Below are 17,927 nucleotides of genomic sequence, written 5' to 3'. Positions count from 1 at the left end.
GAACTTGCAGACTTGGTGTTTGACGGGGTTCGTAGTAATATGTCTGAAGACCTGAACGGTGTTTTTTTTCTCGACAGGAGAGGTGGATGTTTCCTGAAAACGGTAAAATCTGGTCCAATGGACAACTAATTCCCTGGAATGAAGCCAAAGTCCATGTCATGACGCATGGCTTGCATTATGGCAGTGGCATCTTTGAGGGCATTCGTGCCTATGACTCTGAAGACGGACCTTTTGTATTTCGTCTTGATGATCATCTACATCGTTTTTTTGATTCAGCAAAGGTCTATCAGTTTCACATGCCCTATACTTTTGAGGCCTTAAAAGAAGGGGTTCTTCAGGTTGTACGGGAAAATAAATTCAAAGATTGCTATATTCGTCCGATTGCCTTTGTAGGCTATGGCAAATTAGGGGTCTTGCCCAATCGTGAAAATATTGAAGTGCATATTGGCTCCTGGCCTTGGGGGGCCTATATGGGAGATGAAGCTCTCGAAAAAGGTGCACGTGTAACGATTACCAGTTGGAAAAAATTTCACTCTCAAATGTTCCCGGTGATGGCCAAAGCCACAGGACAATACCTCAATTCTATGTTGGCTGTTATGGATGCAAAAGATCGTGGCTTTGATGAGGCTGTTCTCCTGAATGAATATGGAGATATTGCTGAGGGCAGTGGAGAGAATATTTTTATTGTTAAAAATGGAAAAATTTTTACCAATCCTATCAATGCTTCAATTCTGGCGGGGATTACCCGTGATACGATCTTGCAGTTGGCAACAGATTTGGGCTATGAAGTAGAGATTGGCGCTTTGACAGTAGGTCAGTTCATGACCGCAGACGAAGCTTTTTTTACCGGAACGGCTGCAGAAGTGACACCTATTCGGGAGGTTGACCGGAGACCCATTGGTCAGAATGGCCATTGGCCGATCAGCCGTCATTTGCAGGAAAGCTATTTCCGTGTTGTCAAGGGCCAGGAGCCCCGCTACAGACATTGGCTTACACCAGTTTACAAGTAAGGAGCATCGACCGTTGCGTTATCAGAAACTCTTCGCCGCCGCATTGCTGAGTACCACTCTGATGAGTATGGGGGCTGGCCCTGCCTTGGCACAGCTTTCGTCGGTTAATTTTACCGATGTGCCAGCAGAACATTGGGCCGCCAGAGCCGTTCAGGCCCTGGTAGAAAAATATGGCGTGATGGAGGGTTTTCCAGACAAGACCTTCCGAGGCACACGCAATATCAGTCGTTATGAAGCTGCGGCTGCTCTGCTTAAAATCATGGATCAGTTGGCCCAAACAGAAGAACTCACGAAGCGTATTGGCAAAGTCGCCTTGGAAGACTTAAAAACGCTCAGGGCCTTGAATGATGAGTTCAAGCAAGAAATTGATACCATGAAAAAGCAACATGCGGATCAGGCAGCCAAAATCAAGCAGTTAGAAGAAGCTCTGGCCAAACTGAAAGAGGATATTGGCTCTGTTCGCTTTGGGGGCATGATCAGTGTTGGGGCCGAAGATGTGCAGGAAGACAATTTCCGCCCTGGTTATACCGCTTCATTTTCATTGAATATGCGTATTGCCGCCTCTGAAAAAACCACGATTCGTTCTGCCCTGTCGGGTGATTTTAGCTCGATTCAAGATGAGAACAAAGAGGGCGAAAGCGGTAAAAAATCTCAGTTCAAAGAGAACAAGGACATCAGTGTGGGGTTTGGCGAGGCTTGGTTTGATCACCGCGAAGGGGGGTTCCTCAATCCCCGTGTTAAGTTTGGCTTTATGGGGGTAACCCGTCTGATCCAACCTTTTACCTCGATTCCCAACCAGTTTGGCAACAGTATTATTGGTACGTTGGATTCTCCTGCCGTCAGTCGGGCTTCACCGAATTTGTTTGGTTCCAGCCGGGGCATTCGTTTGACCCGTAGTTTTATTGCTGGGACAGAGTTTTCAGAAGGTATTTTCAGTGGTGCCATCGCGGCCAGCCCCGACGTTTTTTACGGTCAGCTCAAATTGGATTTGGGTTTTGCCCGTCTGAAGTTTGTTTCGGAAGGTGACCAGTCCTTGGTGATTGGGGAGCCCGTTCTGGATCCCCTGCACAACCATACCGCCATTCTGGATATCGGCAACGATACTTTCGGGGTGGGTTTACAGGCTACGTTCCGGGGTCTTTCAGATGAAATTAATTTTAGAGGAGCTGCTGCTTCCACCAACTGGTCTTTCAGTGGATTCAGTCTTGGAGGCTCAGGCAAGTTTGAAAGTGAAAAAACCTATCAGCAAGTGATTGCCGGGGTTTATTTTTCAACGCCCTCTAATTTGAAGCAGATGAATCCCGAGTGGCCGGATACCAATATCCCCAGTCTACTTTTTGCGATTCAAGAGCCCTTTACACTTCAAAATGGCGAGTTCTATGAAGGTTCTCCTGACGAAGTGGGGGATTTAGCGGGTTTTATGGTGCAGTTGACCTATGATAATCCTGTGATTCCCAATTTAACACTTGAATTGGGCCGTCGTCAGAAAGTTTTTGGACAAAGATTGCCCCAAGACAGCAAGTTTGATAAAACCACGATCGCGGTTTCTTCATCCTTCTTCTTCTGATTCTTTGCGAAACTGGGCCGCTTTCCTGTTGGGGGGGCGGCCCTTGCCATGCTATACTGTTGAACCGGATTGTATATATGAGATTCTGAATAGATTCTTTGTGTAGCCACAATCTTGTGAATATTAAAATTAAATGGGCATAGGGCTTTTTTTCCTGAAGCCAGAGGTATTGACTCCAACAATGAGCCGTCTGGAAGCAGCCCCCCATATGTCTGTCTCAAATCTGAAAGGAATTTCAAGCAATGAAAGTTGTACTGACCAAAGATCATGACAAGCTGGGCATGAACGGTAGTGTTGTGGATGTTAACGAAGGCTATGCCCGCAACTTCCTTTTACCAAACCAAATGGCCCAGGTTGCGACTCCCAGTGTGCTGAAGCACTATGATGAGCGCAAAAAGGCAATTGCCAAAAAAGAAGCTGCGATTCTGGTGCGTGCACAGGAATTGGCTCAGAAGATCGAAGGCTTGTCAGTTACCATCGCTGAACGCGTGGGTGAAGAAGGCAAACTTTATGGCACGGTTACCAGCAAAGAAGTGGTACAGGCCTTGGCTGAGCAAGCTAAAATTGAAGTCGACAAAAAACAGGTCGATATTCGCACCGCCATTCGTCATATTGGCGAGCACGAGGCGCATATCAAACTGCATCCCAAAGTAGTAGCTGCTCTTAAGGTCCAGGTTGTCGCTCAGGAAGGATGATTTCTTCCACCGAATTGCCTGAGCTTACGCCCCCCCATAACAAAGACGCTGAAGTCGCTGTTTTGGGGGGGATGCTTCTGGATAGCGAAGCTTTGGCCCGTGTTATTGAAATTATTCAGCCGGATTATTTTTATCTGCCAGCGCATACGCTGATCTATGAGCAGATCCGCAATCTGTTTTCACATGGACAGCCCGTGGATATCCTCAGTCTGGCTGACAGTTTAAAGTCTCAGGATGCACTTGAAAAAGCAGGTGGCACTTCGTATCTGCTTTCACTGGTCAACAGTATTCCTACGACGGCCAATATTGAATACTATGCCCGAATCATTGAGCGCAATGCGATTTTGCGCAAACTGATCCGAGCGGGTACCGAAATTGTGAGTTTGGGTTACCAGACCGATGAAACAGATATTGGTGTTTTGTTGAATAAAGCAGAACAGAAAATTTTTGAAGTGGGCCAGCATCGTTTGGGGCAAGGCTTGGAACATATTCAGCCGACGCTTTGGATGCTCTTTGAAAACCTTGAGAATGTCTATAATAATCCTGAACTCTTGAATGAAACCCGGCTTAAAACCGGTATCTTGGATATGGACACCCTTTTAGGCGGTGGTTTTAACCCCTCCGATCTGGTGATTCTGGCTGCACGTCCGGCGATGGGGAAAACCAGTCTGGCGATTAATTTTGCCACGCATATGGCGATAGAAAATAAAAAGCCTGTCGCTGTGTTCAGTTTGGAAATGTCAAAAGAGCAATTGATTACCCGTATGCTCTGCGCAGAAGCTGCCATGAATTCAAGATCCCTGCGGAATGGATCCCTGCATGCTGATGAGTGGCACACCCTTTCAAATGCGATTGCGCGTCTGTCTGAAGCGCCTATTTTTATTGATGATTCAAGTATGATCACCCCAGCTGAGATACGTGCCAAGGCCCGGCGTTTGAAAGCCGAACACCATGAATTGGGACTGATCGTGATTGACTATCTGCAATTGATGGACAGTGGTGTCAGCAGCCGGGATGATAACCGGGTACAGGAGCTTTCTAAAATTTCACGCTCGATGAAGCAATTGGCGCGTGAGCTGAGTGTGCCTGTGATTGGTCTGAGTCAGCTCAGCCGTGCCGTTGAAAGCCGTACCAATAAACGCCCCATGTTGAGCGATTTGCGTGAATCAGGCGCGATTGAACAGGACGCAGATATTGTTTTGTTTATCTACCGTGACGAATACTATAACCCCGACAGCAATGATAAAAATGTGGCTGAAATTCTGATTGCCAAACACCGTAATGGCCCAACGGGCACTGTGCGCGTTTACTTTGACAAGGAGCTTACAAAATTTGGCAACCTGATGTTGGATTGAGATGTTAAACTGAAAAGTATCTCCGTATTGCAGGTGAGGATTGGTGTTTATGCGTAATATCTTAAAAAGAACAGTACTTTTAGGTTTGGCCTTCGGGGTCTTGGGGATGGGCTTAAATTTGACCGCGCCTCCCGCTCAGAGCACTTCTAAGATTGATGTGCGACTGCTGGATCAAGGGGATGGACGCCCGAAAACGGTCAAGGCAGTGGGGCTTATCAATGTACCGATTGCCAAAGTCTGGAAAGCGCTAACGAACTATGCTGATTATCAGAAATTTATGCCCAAGATTGCCAGCAGTAAGCTAGAGGCTCGCAAAGGCAATCTTGCTCAAGCCACCCTGATGCTCGATGTTCCCTGGCCTTTTACGGGAACCTGGTATACGAATAAGTATGTCGAAACCCCTTCTGTGCATTCCATTCGTTGGAGTATGCTCAAGGGCTCGATTAAGCACAATGAAGGCTCCTGGCAGTTAAAAGCCCAAGGCAAGGCGACTTACGCCACCTATACGGTGACCGCTGATTTGGGGGTGCCTGTCATTCCCAAGTGGATGTATGGGGAAGTTACCAAATCTACGATACCTTCGATTTTTGAAGCGGTAGAAAAGTATTCAGTCCGTCTTTAAATTGACCGAACTTTAAAAGGCGTATCCCCTGAGGATACGCCTTTTTTTTCGCCGGTTAGAATGTTTGACTCGAATGTGTTATATGCTTTCAGGCGTGGGTTCTTCTTGTTGAGATCTTTCAGGCTTTGTTTTTTTATGCCGCAGGTATTCAATTAGCATGGGCAGCACTGAAAGGGCAATGATCCCCAAAATGGCAAGTTCAAAATTCTTTTTGACAATCGGAATATTGCCGAATAAAAAGCCGCCAAGGGCACATAGGCCCACCCAAAGCAGCGCGCCGATCACGTTATAGGTTAAAAAACGAGTATATTGCATTTTTCCAATCCCAGCAACGAAGGGGGCGAAGGTGCGAACGATGGGCACAAAACGTGCAAAAATAATCGCTCTTCCGCCATATTTGGCATAAAAGGCCTGGGTCTTTTCAAGGTATTCCCGTTTAAAAATTTTACTTTTGGGTTTTTCGAAAACAGCAGGCCCCAATTTATAGCCAATCCAATAATTGACGGCATCCCCCAAAATGGCAGCAAATGCCAGCAATCCCAAAACAATCGCAATATTCAGTGAGCCCAAAGCCGCAAAGGTTCCTGCCGCAAAAAGCAGAGAATCCCCTGGCAGGAAGGGGGTTACTACCAAACCTGTTTCACAGAAGATAATCACAAAGAGGATCAGATAGGTCCAGATGCCGTAGGTTTCGATCACGGTTTGCAGATGTTTATCCAAATGCAGGAAAAGGTTGATGATTTGAGAGAGGAATTCCATGGGGGGCCCTATTATCAGATTTTTTATCCTTTGTACTCTAACACGGCCCCTTCTGTCTGCGATATGGCTTACATTTGTACAGATTTCAAAGAAGCTGGCTCTTCCTCTTGCCGAGCCTCTCAGCAAAAGGGTGTGGTAATCTGTAAAAAATGCTTGCAGGATCTTTCGCCATGATAAAATACTCCCCCTTTCGTTCTATTCTGTTGGTAGCCTGTCTGATGGGGGCCTTACTCTTTCCCGTCACTTCACCGGGCTATGCGGCCACAGAACAAACCCTTACCCTCTTGTTTACCAATGATACGCACAATCGCTTGGAACCCTTTGAACATTTGGGGCTGAAGAAAAAAGTGGGAGGGGTGATACGGCGTTCACGGTTTTTTGAATCAGTTAAAAAATCCAACCCTCAAACCTTGATTTTAGATGCAGGAGATGTCTTTCAAGGCACGCCTTTTTATAATTTTTATTTGGGCGAGCCTGATATCCGTGCCATGAATATAATGGGATATGATGCCATGACCATGGGCAACCATGATTTGGACAATGGCATGCTCAATTTGCGTAAACAGGTCCAGTATTCTCATTTTCCTTTGTTATGTGCCAATGTAACCGAGAAATCATCGGGTTTGCTGATTTTTAGACCTTTTCAAATTTTTGAGCGTCAGGGTTTAAAAATAGCGGTTTTAGGTTTTCTCAGTGAGCACGCCTGGCAGGCAGTGGCTCAGCAGCGGAAAGAGGGCTATGTTTTTCATGACCCCGTGCCGATAGCCAAACGCTTGGTGGCTGAACTGCGTCCCAAAGTCGATTTGATTGTCTCTCTTCACCATATGGGCATTTGGTATGACGAACCTTTTGCCCAGGCTGTGCCGGGTATTGATGTGATTTTAGGCGGGCATTCGCATACGGAAATGGAACAGGCCAAATTGATCGCCAATGGTTCAGAGAATGGCTTGGGTGGAACCTTGGTAATGCATGCTGGCCAAATGGGTGCCTGGGTAGGACGTTTGGACTTGACCCTGGATCACCGCAAGCATATTCTGCACTATAGCAGTGAACGCGTTTTGATGGATGAAACGTGGGATCATCAACCTTTGCCTGAAATGCTTGAGTCCTATGCCCAGCGTCTGCGGGCGGATATGCAGAAAGTGATTGGCGAGTCCAAATCAGATTTCTCAGTTGAAGGCAAATACGATGGCCCTTTTCCCTTGGGCAGTCTCTTGGCAGATATTTTGCGTGACTCACTGAAAACGGAAGTGGGTATTATGAATACCGGGGGAGTTCGCAATGGCTTGAACAAAGGGCCGATTCAGGTCGGAGAAATTTTTGAAATTTTACCCTTTGACAATACGTCCACAGCCTTTGAAATACAGGGAGATGCTTTGCGTAAAGTCGTCGAAATTTCAGTCAGCCGTTTGGGGGTTTCAAAAAATCTGCAATTTTCTGGTTTGGTGTATACTCTGAAGGATAAAAAACTATCTGAAATTCTCATCAATGGCAAACCACTGGATCCCAAACGTTGGTATAAGGTCGCCGCTCCTGATTATGTTTTTGAGGGCAATGAGGCGATTCCTTTTGAACGCCCCCGAAATGCGGTTCCCTCAGGGAGAACCTTGCGGGATATGATGTTGGAGTATTTACATACGCACCGCGTCATTCAGGCCCCTTCAGACCCGCGTTTGATTCGAAAATAATTCTCAGATCGGGCTGAAAATCTGATGGGATGGTGTGATCAAGGCACATCATCCCTTTGAAAGATAGTGTTAAGATGAATCAGGGTTCAATGGCCCTTTGGAATTTTTGGGATCTCCCCACCTGCATCGAAGCATTATCTGAAAGAGGTCTGTGAATTGTGAGCGCTGAACTGTGGAAAAAGGTCAAACATTTTGTCGGCATGCCCTTGGAAGAAGCCGAATATGAAGAAGAAATGACCACCGCTCCGCAACTTCCTCAATTGGAGCCTTTGCCTGAGGAGCCTGTCAGTGCGCGTTTCTCTCGCCGTCAGCGTCAGGAGCGTGTTTCCGGAAGCAATCTCAACAATATTATTGGTCTAAATTCTGCGCTTACTCAAAGTGAAATGCTGATTGTTGAACCCAAGTCTTTTGAAGAAGCCCTTGAGGTGGTTGAATCTTTGCGCGTTCGTAAAGCTGTGATTGTCAATCTTTCTTCGCTTGAGCCTGAGGCTGCCCAGCGCCTGATTGATTTTGTGGCTGGTGCGACCCATGCCTTGGATGGACATCAGCAAAGAGTAGGGGATGGCATATTCCTCTTTTCACCCAGCAATGTGGTGATTAATTCATTGGGCGCAGAATCTTGGCTGAATAAAGATGCCAAGGATCTCTTTTACCGTATTGGCTGATGCAGAAGGCAACTAACTGATGGCGATACGTTTTGCCGTGATTGGCGGCGGTGTCATGGGAGAGGTTTTGTCCCGAGCGGTGACATCTGCCCAGGTTTTCAGCCCTGAAGAAGTCCTGGTTTTAGATCCCAATCCCAATAAATTGCGCAAATTGCATCAGGAAATAGGGGTGCAGACCACCACTCAGCTTTCTGATCTTGCCCAAGCCGAAATTCTTTTATTGGCCGTCAAGCCTGACAATGTCTCAAAAGTACTTTCAGGTTTGGGGGCCTTTACTTTGCCTGCCAATCTCTTGCTGATTTCGATTGTGGCTGGCGTTTCGATAGAGGGGCTGGCCCGTTGGCTGCCTGCTGAGACCGCCATTATCCGCGTAATGACCAATACCCCTTGTCTGGTCAATGCCGGTATGTCTGTTCTGGCCACCAATTCCCAGGTGCAAGAGGCGCAATTGGAGCTGACACGTACGATTTTTACGGCTGTGGGAGAGTGTTTGATTCTCCCTGAAAAATATTTAGATGCAGTCACGGGCTTGAGTGGTTCAGGCCCCGGTTTTGTTTTTTTAATCGTAGATGCCTTGATTGAGGCCGGTGTATTACAGGGCTTGCCGCGCGCGACTTCTCGTCAATTGGTTTTACAAACCCTTTTGGGCTCTGCCCAGTTGATTCAGGAAACGGATAGACACCCCGCTCAACTCCGTGATATGGTGACTTCTCCTGGTGGTACAACGATTGCAGGGATTCAGGTCATGGAAGAATACAAAATCCGGGCCACGCTGCTCAAAACGGTTGAAACTGCTACCCGACGCTCACGGGAATTGGGAGAACGTTATAAGGAAAGCTCACAATGATTGTGATTTTGCAAATTCTGGATGGTATCAGAGGCTTAGTCTTTCTGTTAATTGTGGCCCGTATGGTCATCTCTTTTCTACCTCAGGTGGATCTTCGCCATCCGATCATTCGTTTTGTGTATGGGGTGACAGAGCCTCTGCTTGCACCTTTCCGTTCGATTTTGCCCTCTACTCGAATTGGCATTGATTTCTCACCGCTTTTATTGATGCTGTTTATGGATATTATTTTCAGGTTGGTAGTTAACCTGATTAGCAATCTGGCTTAAACACCCCATCTTCTATCCACTCAATCTTCTATAAATTCATAGAGGATTTTACGCAACCTTTTTTCTGCTTGTTTGAGTTTGCGGCAGACTTCCATCTGAGACATGTCCATTTGTTCGGCAATGATGGCTTGGGTTAAGTCTTCAAAATAGCGCAATCTGAGCAACTGCTGATCCAATTCTTCAAGTTGACTGATGCCTTCAAGAATATACAAGCGGGTGTCCATTTTGCTTTGCTGGCTGCCATCATCACTGCTAAGAGAGTCCAGGAGCGAGCGTCTCTCTTGGTTTTCATCCTGGCTTTCCTGATCCAGCCAGACCATGCGTGAGCGTCTTTCAAAGGTGCGGGCTTCTTCTGCACTTTCAATCGGTACATCCAGACGTTCTGCGATTTCGAGCAGGGAGGGTTCACGGTTGAGTTCCTGTTGCAATTGTTTTTCAATATTGCTGAGCCGATAGGCCAGTTCCTGAAGCGCCCTGGGGCCCTTGAGCAGTTGTTGCCGATCGCGCAAATAATGGCGAATATGCCCAGTAATAAAGTGGGTGGCATAGGTTTTGTAGGAAGCGGGCTGTGTTGGATCATAACGCTTATGGGCTTCAAGCAAGCCGATCATGCCCACCTGAATTAGATCTTCAACAGGATCATGGGTGCGACGTGCCAGACTGTGGGCGATACGTTGCACCAGATAGCCATAACTGGAGACGGCCTCATCCGGAGTGGTGGGCGTTCCCGTGGCTTGGGATTTTGCGTTTTCTGACATACCTATTTCGGATCAACCTGCAGCTTTGGGAAACATTCCCCCTCAGATCCTGAAACACTCAGGGTTTGAGGAGACTGCTCAGAGAAGGCAGATGCTCTATTGTACCAGAGCATATCAAAGACTGGGAGTGATGAGGTTTTGGGGCTGGGTCGACCTTGCGGTACAATACGTTTCTGAAAAGCATGAGGATGAGGTATTGCATGGCAGCAACAGAACGTGGACAGTGGCAATCCCGCTTGGGGTTTATCATGGCTGCAGCCGGATCCGCTATTGGTCTGGGCAATATTGTTTTTTTTGGCGCCAATGCCTATAAATATGGGGCTGGCGCATTTTATCTGCCCTATTTGATTGCGCTTTTTTGCGTTGGCATTCCCGTGATGGTTTTGGAGCTGGGCCTGGGCAGTATGACCCGTCGGGCATTTCCCCCTTCGCTGCATCGGATAGCCGGGCGGTTTGGCGAGTTCTGGGGCTGGTTTTCCCTGCTCAGTGCGACCTTGATTACGATGTACTATATTACGATTCTGGCCTGGTGTTTGGGCATGCTGTTGGGGGCCTTGGGGCCTCTTTGGCAACCTGAGCAGCATTTAACGGCCTTCAAAGAGATCGGAACCTTGCCCAATCCTACGGGCTATTTCTTTGAAATGATCTCGCAGTGGTCAACCGTCTTGTTTGTGGTGATTATCTGGGCGGCCAATCTCTTTGTGATTTCTCGCGGGGTGCAAACCATTGAATGGGTCAATAAGATCTTTTTACCTTTGATGTGGGTGTTTATGGGGCTTTTGATTCTGCGTGGCATTACCCTTCCCAATGGTTTGGAAGGTCTCTATCTTCTGTTTACGCCTAATTTTGAAGTCATGAGCAATATTGAAGTCTGGAAAGGGGCCTTCAGCCAGATCTTTTTTACGCTTTCACTGGGTTTTGGTATTATGACCGCCTATGCCAGTTATTTGCCCAAGGATGCCGATCAGGTTTCCAACCCCTTGATTATCAGCTTTATGAACTGTGGCTTTGAGTTTATAGCGGGGATTGCCATCTTTACCATGCTTTTCAGTTTTTCGATTGTACCGAAAGCCAGCACCCTGAGCATGACGTTTTTTGTGATTCCCGAAGGCATCGCCCGCATGCCGGGTGGCAGTCTGATGGTACAGGCCTTTGGCGTGCTGTTTTTTGTGCTGCTGCTTTTGGCTGGGATTACTTCGAGTGTTTCTTTGGTAGAAGGCTTGGCCTCTGCTTTGATCGATAAGTTTGAATCCAGCCGCCGCGCTTTGGTGGGTGTTTTTGCGACAGCGGGCTGCCTCGGCAGTGTGGCCTTTGCCCTGCCCCTGGTGGTAGATCCCGGTCTGGCGAGCAATGGAACCCTGGGTCTTACCCTGATTGACCTGGTTGATCACTGGGCTTTTGGTTATGGGCTGTTGATTGGCGGGCTGATGGAGTGTATTCTGGTGGGCTGGTTTTTCGGGGCTGATAAATTACGTGCCCATATCAACCAGCACGCAAAAATTCCTTTGCCCCCTTTCTTTGATATCTTGATTAAGTGGGTGATTCCCGCTGTACTGCTCTTTATCATTGGCAGTTCGGCCTGGCAGGAACTGAAGGGCATTTACGGGCATGACTTCACAATTGTGGGGTTGCAACCCTGGTTGCCCTGGGTCTGTTTCGCTGTCTTTGCCTTGGGAGGCATTCTTTTGGCTTTGCTTTTGACCTTTGCACGCGATTATCACCACCCCCACAGCCATGAGGAGGAGCTTGCCCAATGAAACGTATATTCCTCTTTTTGCTCTTTTGTTTATTGCCGCTGATGGCTTGGGCCACCCCAGAAAAACCCGGTATTGGCGTTGAAACAGAATTCCCGATGAAAGGGCAGCCTGTTCAAATATTTGTCAGCCATGCCACCTGGCAGCGTTTGGAAGAGTTTCAATTTTCAGTCACCTACCGTCCAAACAGTATGGTTTCGCATACCCAGGAGCTGGGGCACCCCGACCCAAATGGCTATCTGACCTGGACCCCTGCCGATGCCGGGGTGACCATTTTAAAGGCCACGATTCCAGGCAGCAAAGAGAAGGATTTAACCATTACCAAACAGCTTTCTGTGCGCTATGGTCAATTCCCCCTCCTGGGCATTCTGATTTTTCTCCTGGCGGCCTTTACACTTTTTGGCGGGCTGGCCTGGACGGTGGTTCGCAGCAAGCCCGCTTAAATTATTTGATGCAGTCTAAGCCATATTGCTTTTCTAAATCATTGCCCATGCTATAGGCCAGATCCAATTGGCCTTGGGCAAATTCAGGCGTGCCGTTTTTAATCATTTGTTCAGCAATCGCAATGCGCGCATCGATACCGGATGCCAGGGAGGCCCCTGTTGCGCCGCTGGCTTTTAAACAGGCTGAAGCAGCTTTCATTCCCTCGAGTGTGGCTTTGCCTGTGGTCACGACGGGAGCTGTGGTGGGGTTTGCTGAGGCATTTGCTGTCGGAGATGCGCTTGCTGCCGGTGAGGGGCTTGCAGAAGATTGTGGGGAGGCACTTGGGGCGGCACTGTTGGTGGGGGGACTACAGGCGCATAAACTGAAGATGCCAAGAAGAAGAGAGAGTGTATAAATTCTTTTGCTCATTTGAATTTCTTTCTTGATTATTTTTGACTTTTGTCAACCTAAACAGAATAGCATCTATTGGGGGCAAACAAGAAAAAAGCCGGCAATTTGCCGGCTCCAAAAAGTGCTCGCGGACCTTTTCTGATTAACCTATTTGATAAGTTTAGGGGGCTTTGCTTACAAGCAACTTACAGACGGGTCTTATCACAGGCTGAAAGTGCTTTCTCAAGGTATACTGTGCTTTATGTCAGAACAGTCAAATTTAGCTTCTTCAACGGCAGTGCAGGAAACGATTCTCCCCAATGGTTTGCGGGTTCTCATCAAACAGGACTCTGCTTTGCCTGTGGTGACTGTCATGCTCTGGTACCATACCGGTTCGGGCAATGAAACAAGTTATTCGGGAGGCATTTCCCATTTCCTTGAACATATGTTGTTTAAGGGCACCCTTGCTTTTCCACGGGGAGAGATTGATCGCCGCACTCTTTCTGGCGGTGGTGAAAACAATGCCTATACCTGGCTCGACAATACAGCCTATTATTTTAATTTTGCCTCCGATCGCTGGGAAATTGCGCTTGAAATAGAAGCGGATCGCATGCGCAATTGCCTTTTGGAATCCGAAGAAATTGAAGCCGAGCGTCAGGTGATTCTTGAAGAATGGCGAACCTCTCAAGACGATGCTGAGGAAAACCTGTGGGAGGCTGTCACAGCAGCCGCTTTGAGCCAGCATCCCTACCGATACCCGGTCTTGGGCAGTGAGCAGGATATCCGTGAAATGCGCTCTGAGGATTTACGCCGCTATTACCAGGATTGGTACACTCCGAACAATGCGACCTTGGTGATTGTTGGGGATATTCAGCCTGAAGTGGCGCTTGAACGGGTACGTCATTATTTTGAACCTTTAAAAGCGGGTACTTTGCCCTTGCGTATGCGAATCCAAGAGCCCCAGCCCCAAGCTGAAAAACGCATCCTGCTGAGAAAAGCTGAAGTAACGCTCCCCCGTTTGGCAGTGGCGTGGCCAGCCCCGGGGCTGACCCACCCCGATTATTATCCTTTAACCCTTTTACAATATATTCTGGCTGAGGGCATGAGCTCCCTTCTGTATCAGGAATTGGTGGAAGACCGCCAAGTTGCCAGCGATGTCGATGCCTCTGGTTTTGAAACTGCCCAACCCTATCTTTTTTGGATCTTGGTCGATGGTCTCAGTGCTGTACCGCTTGAGGCTACAGAAGCCGCACTTTGGGAGGTTTTGGCTAAAATCCAGGCAGGGGACTGGGACCCCGCTCACTTGCTCAAGGCGCGCAATCAAATTCTCACCGATTTTCATTTGAGCCAGGAAACCACTGAAGATCAGGCTGAACTTTTGGGGGAGCTGGATTCTTTGGCGGATTGGCGCTTTATGCTGGACTATGTTGAGCGCATACAGGCGGTTCAATTCCAGGATATTACCCGCGTTGCCAAAGAACTTTTGGCACCCGAAAAGCGTACTGTTGGCTGGCTTTTGCCTGAAGATCCTGAGGCAGCGTTGGAAGAATCCCCTGAGGGGGCCTATTCTGGCTCAGGGGGTATTTCTGAACGCTTGCATACCCGTCCCCAGGCCTCACGGATTCAGTCCTTTACGCAGCATGAATTGCCCAAACCGCATTTGTGGTTCCCGGTTTTAGAGGCTGAAAAGCGTGTCTTGCCAAATGGCATGACCTTGCTGGTTCACGAAAACCGCCGCATTCCCACGCTCTCGCTTGAAATTTTTATTCCTTCCGGCAGTTTGCACGACCCCTTGGGGCAACAGGGTCTTGCCAATTTAACCGCTGCCGTTTTAATCAAAGGCACTTTGCAAAGGCCGGGTTTGGCTTTGCATCGCTATTTGGAATCGATGGGAGGAAGCTTGAGTATTGTGACAGGCCTCAGTGGCACTTTTCTGGGGCTTGAAATCCTGGCGGAGTATCTCGAACCGGCCTTGTTGCTTTTGCATGAAATTATGACCTCTCCAGCCTTCGCTCAGATTGAGCTGGAACGTGAAAAGCGCCTGATTTTAACAGATCTCGAAGCCTATGAAGAGCAGGCCTCTTACCGTGCCAGTCGCGAATTTTACCGACAGGTCTATGGCGCTTTCCCTGCGGCCTGGCCGGAAACGGGTTTAAGTGAAACGGTCTCTCCTTTGGGGTTAAACGATCTTCAGGCGTTTTACCGCAACTGGTATGGTTCTCAGGGAGCTACTTTGGCGCTTTCGGGTGCGGTTTCTGCGACCCAAGCCTTGGCCAGTCTTGAAAGTATCTGGTCTGATTGGCAAATGGCGAGTGGCAACTTTGTTGTGCCGACCCTGCCCCGCTTACAAACTGAGCGCAAAGTGCGCCAGATCAAGCTCAAGGGCAAAGAACAATGTCAGGTTTATTTGGGACATTTGGGAATTGCGCGCACCCACCCTGATTATGCAGCACTCCAGGTACTGGATTTGGTTTTAGGCGCAGGCCCTGGTTTTACCTCCCGTTTGCCTGCCCGTTTGCGTGAGCAGGAAGGATTGGCCTACAGTACGGGCTCCTCTATCACGGGCAGTGCGGGCCTTTACCCAGGTGTGTTTATGGCCTGGATGGAAACACGTTCTGAAGGCGTGAAACCTGGGATTCGTGCCATGTTTGAAGAAATTGATAAGCTGCAACAGGCTGGAATTACCCAGCATGAATTGGATCAGGCCAGAACCTATCTCAGCGGGCGTTTGCCCTTTCGCTTTGAAACCAATGATCAAAGAGTAGGCTTTCTTTTGCAGCGTGAGATCTACCAGTGGCCAGAAAATCATCTTCAGCAGCATTGGCAGCACTTGGAAGCGCTTACGCCCGAAGCTGTACAATCGGCTGCCTGCAGGCATTTACACCCAGAAGCGATGACCCTGGTCGTGGCCGGTGCCGATGCCCGATTAAAATCTTGGATAAAGGAATTTGAAAACCATGAAGGTTGATTTAATTATCACCGGCGCGGGTTTCAGTGGCGTTTTCTGTGCCGCTGAACTGGCCCGTTCAGGCTGGAATGTGCTCTTGTTGGATTCCCGTCCGGAATCTGAATTGGGAAAACCCTATACCAGCATCATGCTCGATGTCGATACTTTTTCTAAAACAGGCATTGCGCGGCCCCAAGGGGATGAACTTTTGCACCTGCTGGATCAGTTTTATGCCTATTCTCCTTCAGGCCGGATCAAGAAACCGATTGATTTTTCTTCGCTCTTGGTGAATGGGTATCTGCTTTTGCAGCGCCTCTTGGCCCAAGGCAAAGAACACGCTTTGAAATTTGTACAGGCCAAGGTCAAAGCGCCTTTGATTGAAAATGGCGCAGTCGTCGGGGTGCAAACGGAGGACGGCCAGCGTTTCCATGCTCCCCTGGTGATCGATGCATCGGGTACAGCCCAGGTTTTGGGTTTGCAACTGAAGGCTGGTGGACTTGCACTTTCACATCACCCTTTAACGCTTGAAACAGATTATGGTTTGGCTTATCGTCGGCTCTGTGAAACAGGTTTGCCTGCCAATGAATTGCATATTTACTTTGCTGTTGAAGGGGGCTATGTCTGGCGCTCACCCAATGATATCGGCTTGGGGCTTTCCTATTGGCTTGAAAAAGAAGAGGCTGAAGCCCGTCTGAACCACGCGATTCAAACCTTTGACTGGAAAATTGGCGAGGTCACTGCAGAAGCGATGGGCCGTGTGCCCGTGCGCTATCCGCTCACCAATATGGTGGCGCCTGGTTTTGCCGCCGTGGGAGACGCTGCTTTTATGATCAATTCAGTGCGCGGCGGTGGGATTTCTGCAGGCTTGAAGGGAGCGCGTATTTTAGCCGATGTGGCCCATGAGGTTTTGAGTGAAAAGCGTTACAGTCAAGATCGCCTCTGGGAGTACAATCTGCGTTACCAGCGCGAAGTGGGCGCACAATTGGCCTACCAGGATGCCATGCGCATGATTTTGATGAATGAAACTTCCGCTAATATGGAATTTGCCTTTGAAAAAGATATTGTTACGGCGGATGATATTCGCTCTTCTCTGGGGGGGAAACTCTTAGATTTCAGCCCCATGCAGAAACTTCAGAAAGGGCTGCGGGGAGCCGCCAATCCAGGGCTTTTGTTGCGCTTTAACAATAAACTGCATTGGGCCCATGATTTATTCAATCATTTCAAAGCCTATCCTGAAACACCGCTTGAATATGTCCAATGGGAAGATCATCTGCATCAGATCCAGGAGCATCTCAAGCAGTGAAAGGCATCTTGCTCGCCGGGGGGACAGGTTCCCGACTCTATCCCCTCACGAAAGTGACCAATAAGCATTTATTGCCTGTGGGGCGTGAACCCATGATCTTTCACCCTTTGCGCAAGTTAATTGAAGCGGGAATTCATGAAATCCTGATTGTCACAGGGCTCGAACATATGGGAGCCGTGGTCAGCCTTCTGGGCAGTGGTCAGGATTTTGCCTCGCGCTTTACCTATCGGGTTCAGGATCAGGCGGGTGGCATTGCCCAGGCTTTGGCTTTGGCAGAGGATTTTGTTGCCGGAGATCAGATGGTGGTCATACTGGGAGATAATATTTTTGAGCAGCCCTTGATTTCCTTTGTCGAGGCCTATCGTCAGCAAAAGTCAGGGGCCCGGATTTTACTCAAACAGGTGCCCGATCCGAGCCGTTATGGCGTCGCTGCTTTTGCTGATGGAAAAATAACCGCGATTCTTGAAAAACCAGAAACTCCGCCTTCTGACTACGCTGTGACAGGAGTCTATGGCTATGATGTCCAGGTTTTTGATTTTATACGTTCACTCAAACCCTCGGCACGCAATGAATTGGAAATCAGCGAAGTCAATGCGGCTTATCTTAAGTTGGGATGCTTGTCCCACGACTTACTCTCCGGCTGGTGGACGGATGCCGGCACCTTTGAATCCTGGTATCTTGCCAATTCTTTTATCTTTGGAAAGAGTGATTCAGAAAAATAATTCTAAATGCTTCTTGACAATGCTTAATAAAACTTTATATTATTAAAGTGTTCAGGCTTCCTGAACAATGACTCTGTCCCTTCAAGTACTTGCTCTGGCAAGTGGCCCTGCCTGCCCTCCCCCGGGGCAGGCTTTTTCTTTTCTGCACCCTCTTGG

The 17,927-nt window shown here is 48.4% G+C and carries 17 protein-coding genes; 14 read left to right on the top strand and 3 right to left on the bottom strand.

Annotated features, from left to right (window positions below; all coding sequences use genetic code 11):
• Positions 1 to 86 precede the first annotated feature (86 nt).
• The 5 genes from COW20_03035 (at position 87) to COW20_03015 (ending at position 5,249) form a co-directional block, all read left to right on the top strand.
• Positions 87 to 1,010 carry a branched chain amino acid aminotransferase gene (locus COW20_03035; protein PIW50491.1) on the top strand — a complete coding sequence of 308 codons (924 nt, stop codon included), beginning with the start codon at positions 87 to 89 and terminating at the stop codon, positions 1,008 to 1,010.
• On the top strand, positions 907 to 2,577 hold the full coding sequence (locus COW20_03030) for a hypothetical protein (protein PIW50490.1): 1,671 nt from the start codon (positions 907 to 909) through the stop codon (positions 2,575 to 2,577). The genes COW20_03035 and COW20_03030 overlap by 104 nt, the downstream gene beginning before the upstream one ends.
• A 242-nt stretch (positions 2,578 to 2,819) precedes the next feature.
• Positions 2,820 to 3,272 (top strand): 50S ribosomal protein L9, encoded by a 453-nt coding sequence (locus COW20_03025; GenBank protein PIW50489.1) that lies wholly within the window; start codon positions 2,820 to 2,822, stop codon positions 3,270 to 3,272.
• 14 nt (positions 3,273 to 3,286) lie between these two features.
• The gene (dnaB, locus tag COW20_03020) at positions 3,287 to 4,627 is read left to right on the top strand and encodes a replicative DNA helicase (protein PIW50510.1); all 1,341 of its coding nucleotides are present in this window, start codon (positions 3,287 to 3,289) and stop codon (positions 4,625 to 4,627) included.
• Positions 4,628 to 4,676: 49 nt separating this feature from the next.
• Positions 4,677 to 5,249: a hypothetical protein gene (locus tag COW20_03015; GenBank protein ID PIW50488.1), complete on the top strand. Its 573-nt coding sequence runs from the start codon at positions 4,677 to 4,679 to the stop codon at positions 5,247 to 5,249.
• Between the two features lie 78 nt (positions 5,250 to 5,327).
• Here the strand turns inward: COW20_03015 and COW20_03010 are convergent, their stop codons facing one another.
• Positions 5,328 to 6,008: a hypothetical protein gene (locus tag COW20_03010; GenBank protein PIW50487.1), complete on the bottom strand. Its 681-nt coding sequence runs from the start codon at positions 6,006 to 6,008 to the stop codon at positions 5,328 to 5,330.
• A gap of 149 nt (positions 6,009 to 6,157) precedes the next feature.
• Between COW20_03010 and COW20_03005 the strand changes: the two genes are divergently transcribed.
• The 4 genes from COW20_03005 (at position 6,158) to COW20_02990 (ending at position 9,474) form a co-directional block, all read left to right on the top strand.
• Positions 6,158 to 7,696, top strand: coding sequence for a hypothetical protein (locus COW20_03005; protein ID PIW50486.1), 1,539 nt, complete (start codon positions 6,158 to 6,160; stop codon positions 7,694 to 7,696).
• Positions 7,697 to 7,854: 158 nt separating this feature from the next.
• Positions 7,855 to 8,361 (top strand): cell division protein SepF, encoded by a 507-nt coding sequence (locus COW20_03000; GenBank protein ID PIW50485.1) that lies wholly within the window; start codon positions 7,855 to 7,857, stop codon positions 8,359 to 8,361.
• Positions 8,362 to 8,380: 19 nt separating this feature from the next.
• Positions 8,381 to 9,208: a pyrroline-5-carboxylate reductase gene (gene proC / locus COW20_02995; GenBank protein ID PIW50484.1), complete on the top strand. Its 828-nt coding sequence runs from the start codon at positions 8,381 to 8,383 to the stop codon at positions 9,206 to 9,208.
• Positions 9,205 to 9,474: a YggT family protein gene (locus COW20_02990; protein PIW50483.1), complete on the top strand. Its 270-nt coding sequence runs from the start codon at positions 9,205 to 9,207 to the stop codon at positions 9,472 to 9,474. The genes proC and COW20_02990 overlap by 4 nt, the downstream gene beginning before the upstream one ends.
• A 20-nt stretch (positions 9,475 to 9,494) precedes the next feature.
• Here COW20_02990 and COW20_02985 read toward each other — a convergent pair whose 3' ends face one another.
• Positions 9,495 to 10,232: a hypothetical protein gene (locus COW20_02985; GenBank protein PIW50482.1), complete on the bottom strand. Its 738-nt coding sequence runs from the start codon at positions 10,230 to 10,232 to the stop codon at positions 9,495 to 9,497.
• Positions 10,233 to 10,414: 182 nt separating this feature from the next.
• On the opposite strand from COW20_02985, the gene COW20_02980 reads away from it, so the two are divergent.
• Positions 10,415 to 11,989: a sodium-dependent transporter gene (locus tag COW20_02980; protein ID PIW50481.1), complete on the top strand. Its 1,575-nt coding sequence runs from the start codon at positions 10,415 to 10,417 to the stop codon at positions 11,987 to 11,989.
• Positions 11,986 to 12,429 (top strand): hypothetical protein, encoded by a 444-nt coding sequence (locus COW20_02975; GenBank protein ID PIW50480.1) that lies wholly within the window; start codon positions 11,986 to 11,988, stop codon positions 12,427 to 12,429. The genes COW20_02980 and COW20_02975 overlap by 4 nt, the downstream gene beginning before the upstream one ends.
• A gap of 1 nt (position 12,430) precedes the next feature.
• Here COW20_02975 and COW20_02970 read toward each other — a convergent pair whose 3' ends face one another.
• The gene (locus COW20_02970) at positions 12,431 to 12,838 is read right to left on the bottom strand and encodes a hypothetical protein (GenBank protein ID PIW50479.1); all 408 of its coding nucleotides are present in this window, start codon (positions 12,836 to 12,838) and stop codon (positions 12,431 to 12,433) included.
• Between the two features lie 223 nt (positions 12,839 to 13,061).
• On the opposite strand from COW20_02970, the gene COW20_02965 reads away from it, so the two are divergent.
• From COW20_02965 to COW20_02955, 3 genes are read left to right on the top strand one after another with little or no spacing between them, the layout of a single operon-like run.
• Positions 13,062 to 15,767, top strand: coding sequence for a hypothetical protein (locus COW20_02965; GenBank protein ID PIW50478.1), 2,706 nt, complete (start codon positions 13,062 to 13,064; stop codon positions 15,765 to 15,767).
• Complete coding sequence (locus COW20_02960; GenBank protein ID PIW50477.1) at positions 15,757 to 17,049, top strand: hypothetical protein; 1,293 nt, start codon at positions 15,757 to 15,759, stop codon at positions 17,047 to 17,049. Before COW20_02965 ends, COW20_02960 begins: the two co-directional genes overlap by 11 nt.
• On the top strand, positions 17,046 to 17,771 hold the full coding sequence (locus COW20_02955; GenBank protein ID PIW50476.1) for a spore coat protein: 726 nt from the start codon (positions 17,046 to 17,048) through the stop codon (positions 17,769 to 17,771). Before COW20_02960 ends, COW20_02955 begins: the two co-directional genes overlap by 4 nt.
• Positions 17,772 to 17,927: the final 156 nt, after the last annotated feature.

The organism is bacterium (Candidatus Blackallbacteria) CG13_big_fil_rev_8_21_14_2_50_49_14 (assembly GCA_002783405.1).
GTDB lineage: Bacteria > Cyanobacteriota > Sericytochromatia > UBA7694 > UBA7694.
Note: the sequence above shows the minus strand (reverse complement) of the source record. Positions and strands in the feature narration are given on the sequence as shown.